Annotated in this window: 2 protein-coding genes; both read right to left on the reverse strand. The window is 32.9% G+C overall.

Going from position 1 to position 3,974, the window contains the following annotated elements; genetic code table 11:
- Positions 1-308, reverse strand: a 308-nt coding sequence (locus ACT8VG_RS08275; protein ID WP_444195605.1) for a pyruvate formate lyase family protein, incomplete at its 3' end; no start/stop codon positions are given.
- A gap of 359 nt (positions 309-667) precedes the next feature.
- Positions 668-3,787 (reverse strand): ATP-binding cassette domain-containing protein, encoded by a 3,120-nt coding sequence (locus ACT8VG_RS08280; RefSeq protein ID WP_444195606.1) that lies wholly within the window; start codon positions 3,785-3,787, stop codon positions 668-670.
- Positions 3,788-3,974: the final 187 nt, after the last annotated feature.

Here is a 3,974-nt window from a genome sequence, read left to right on the forward strand (position 1 = left end):
ACTTCAAACTGATGCTGAGGACGGGTAGGAAGTGTTTCATATTCTCTATCCACCCATGAACAGCCACTTTCAGGAAATACAACACCAGCACGTACACCTTTTGTACGATTACCTACAATTAATTCTTCTTTTTCAACACCAATTTCAATTTCTTCTAACGCCGCTTTTAAAGAGAGGGCACGTTTCATAGGAACAGAAAGAGTTTCATTCTCTTTATAAATACGTGTTATGATACGCGCTTGTTCAATAGATGCATAACGTTTTTCATCAAGCATCTTCTCTTTTAATATTGTAATTCTGTTTCTCATACTTTCTCTCCTTTTCAACTTTATTATACTCATTGCATTATTGTTTTCAATACTTTTATTATTGTTTGTGATAAATAAAAAGGTATACATTGCTGCATACCTTATATCTTATCTCACACAATCAAATCTTCATGCTTAGCGCTCTTTTCATGTGCATCTCCTTCCATTGTAGTAAGGAAAAGATAGAGTATTTCTATTACTGCAATGGCAATCACATGAGAACAACGGCATTATAAAAGCAAAATACAGAAGCTTCACTTGTATGATACATGAAATATTTCGTATTTTTTCTAAGTCAAAGAAATGATCATGGGATGAATAGATTTCTTCAATGACGTTCTTTGGCATCATTTACTTCTTTAATCTGTACGTAATGCTTTGACAGGATCCTCTTTTGCAGCTTTACGGGATGGAATTAATCCACCAAGTAATGTAAGACCAATACTTAATAATATAAGAACAACTGCGCCACTTACTGGCAGCATCGCATTGATAGAGGTCTGATTGGAAACGTTATGTATAATAATATTAGTTGGAATCAATAGAAGCAAGGTAATACCAATACCCATAAGTCCTGATAATAAACCGATAATAAATGTTTCTGCATTAAAGACCTGTGAAATATTGTGCTTAGAAGCACCTAGTGCACGTAGTATACCAATTTCCTTTTTTCTTTCCAATACACTAATATAAGTAATTACACCAATCATAATTGAAGAAACAACTAAAGAAATACCTACAAAGGCAATCAGTACATAACTAATTACATCAACAATATCAGTCACAGAAGACATAAGTGTACCTACAACATCTGTATAAGTAATCACCTTATCTTCATCTATCTTTTTCATCTTCTCATTGTAATGATCCAAATAATTCAAAACAGACTGTTTCTTTTCAAAATTCTGTGGAAAAATACTAATACTGTTTGGATTATCAAAGTCACAATAACCAAATTTCTTTAGATTGTTATCGTAGCTTGTTTGTTCTGTATTCATCATTGATTTCATAAGCTCAGTCATATCCGTACTATCTCTATTCATTTTAATAGCCTGTTTAAAGATATCAGGATTAAAAGTAAATGCCTGAGATAAAGAGGTAGACAATTGTTTTGTGATATTTTGCATATATCCTGCCATAATAGTATTCAACTGTTCTTCTAGATGATTATCTTTGATAACTTTATTAATAAACTGATTGATGACCTGCTTAGAATCCTGTGAATTGAGATAGTTCATCATACTATTCTGTAATCCTAATGTAAATGAATTGATATCTTCTTTTGCATAATCACTAAAGTCATCCGCTACATTCTTCATAATCTTCTGCATCTGTTCTTCAGTGATCTTTATTTCACCATTTTCTTTAATTGCATCATCAATACCTTTCTTAATAATATCTGATGTTCTTTTGGATTGAAGATATTTTTGAACCACCTCATTTAAATTTTCTGTTTCTTTTAAAGGATGTTCCTTTAAATAATCGTTATAGCCTGAAGTAAGCGTGGACATAAATAATGATGCATCATTTTGAGATATATCAATTATTATCTGACTTAAAATACTAGACATATCCATTTGTGGCATGGATATATTCACCTTGCTTGTATCAAACTGAAATGCATTCTTTAGTGCATTATTATCTACTTGAAACATAGATGATAAATCTAATGATTTTTGAGACTGATCATTAAAAGATTGTCCAGTAATCACATTTATATTTTTATTTTCTAGCTGTGCTTTTACTATCTGGCTATTACTCGCATCTTTAATAGTAGAAGTGGCAAGTGAGTAAGGATAATAAATCCCCATAGCAAGCATAGAAGCATTAGTCGATTCTTTAGGCTGTACAACACCAACAATTTTTAAATCACTGCCATTTTGTACAAGTGAATTGATATAGTTTGTATCATTACTTTTATCTTTATATACCTTATATGTATCATCATATTGATAATAAGAGGATGCATTCACTACTTTAAAAGTAATACCTAATAGATCATTATAACGATATCCTTGTTTGCCTGTTGTGACTTTAATATTTTTCTCTTCACTAAAAGCTTTTAACATCTGATCTAATTGTGCTGGGTCTCTTAAACCCAATGTATACAGCATAAAATCACTGATACCACCTTTTTTAGAGAGTACCAATACACATTCATTTTTATTTTTAGGCCAGTGACCCGCTTTTACATCATATTGATCATCATATAAAGAGGCATGAGATGGAAGAGAATAGAAAACATTCGTATTCATCATACTACTCATCATAGAATTACTGCTTGTTCCCATGCCAAGTTTTTTCATTGTGGCATCAGGATTCACTTGTCTGATTCCATATTGATCATTTGCATAAATCTGTGGTGAGATACCATAATCATATTCTACAGCACGGGCATATTGATTAATTTCTTTATGTTCCTCTATATATGCTTTTAAGTTCTTTAAATCATTAGAACCGATCTTAGAGAACATATTCTCCATCATATCCACAACCTTGACTTCACTGTTGTTTTTCTTGACTGGTTCGCCCATCATCGCACTCATATCAATTCCTGTAGATTGAATAGAAAGAGGATATTCTGATAACGTCTCTTTTTCAATGGATGAGATATAGGCATTGACACCAGTGGAAATAGATAGAATAAGTGCAATTCCAATAATACCAATAGAGCCAGCAAATGATGTCAATATTGTACGAGCTTTTTTTGTCTTAAGGTTATTAAAACTAAGCATTAATGCGGTTAGGAAATTCATAGATGTCTTTCCCAAATTTTTATGAACAGGCTTTTCTTCTTTAAATGATACTGGGTTAGAATCAGAGACTATCACACCATCCTTTAGATTCACAATACGATTAGCATACATATGTGCAAGTTCTGGGTTATGAGTGACCATGACTACAAGTTTTTCTTTCGCAACCTGTTTAAGCAAGTCCATAACTTGTATACTTGTTTCACTATCTAGTGCCCCTGTTGGTTCATCCGCAAGTAAAATATCTGGATCATTCACTAATGCACGGGCAATAGCCACTCTTTGCATCTGTCCACCAGATAACTGACTTGGTAGTTTATGAAACTGTTCTTTAAGTCCTACCTGACTAAGTGCCTCTTGTGCACGACGTGTTCTTTCTTCTCTAGAAACACCTGAAATTGTGAGAGCGAGTTCTACATTCGCAAGAATTGTCTGATGTGGAATCAAATTATAGCTTTGAAAAATAAAACCTATTGTATGATTTCGATAAGAATCCCAGTCCTTATCCTTATATTGTTTTGTGGAAATACCATTGATGATAAGATCTCCTGAATCATATTGATCTAAGCCGCCAATCACATTTAATAAAGTTGTTTTTCCTGAACCAGATGGTCCTAATATTGCGACAAATTCATTATCTCTTAAACATAAAGACACATGATCAAGAGCTGTCTGAGTGAGTTCACCTGTATGATATTGTTTGCATAAATCCTTAATTGTAAGCATTCTTCTCAACTGCCACTCAAAATGTGATTAAATATACTCACATCGAGATAATGTAAGTTCTCACGAACATTACTTACTATGTCATCGTGTATGCTTTGGATTGACCGAAATCATATCTACTCACAAGTTCATGTACACTCCATAGTCGTAAATTCCCGAAATAGCCTTCGGTACATACCTACGTTTG

It is taken from the genome of Catenibacterium sp., assembly GCF_052354645.1.
Lineage (GTDB): Bacteria > Bacillota_I > Bacilli_A > Erysipelotrichales > Coprobacillaceae > Catenibacterium > Catenibacterium mitsuoka_A.

Bases quoted from the DNA above. Each gene is read 5' to 3' on its own strand.
- ACT8VG_RS08280 (WP_444195606.1), bottom strand. From the start codon at position 3,787: ATGCTTACAATTAAGGATTTATGCAAACAATATCATACAGGTGAACTC.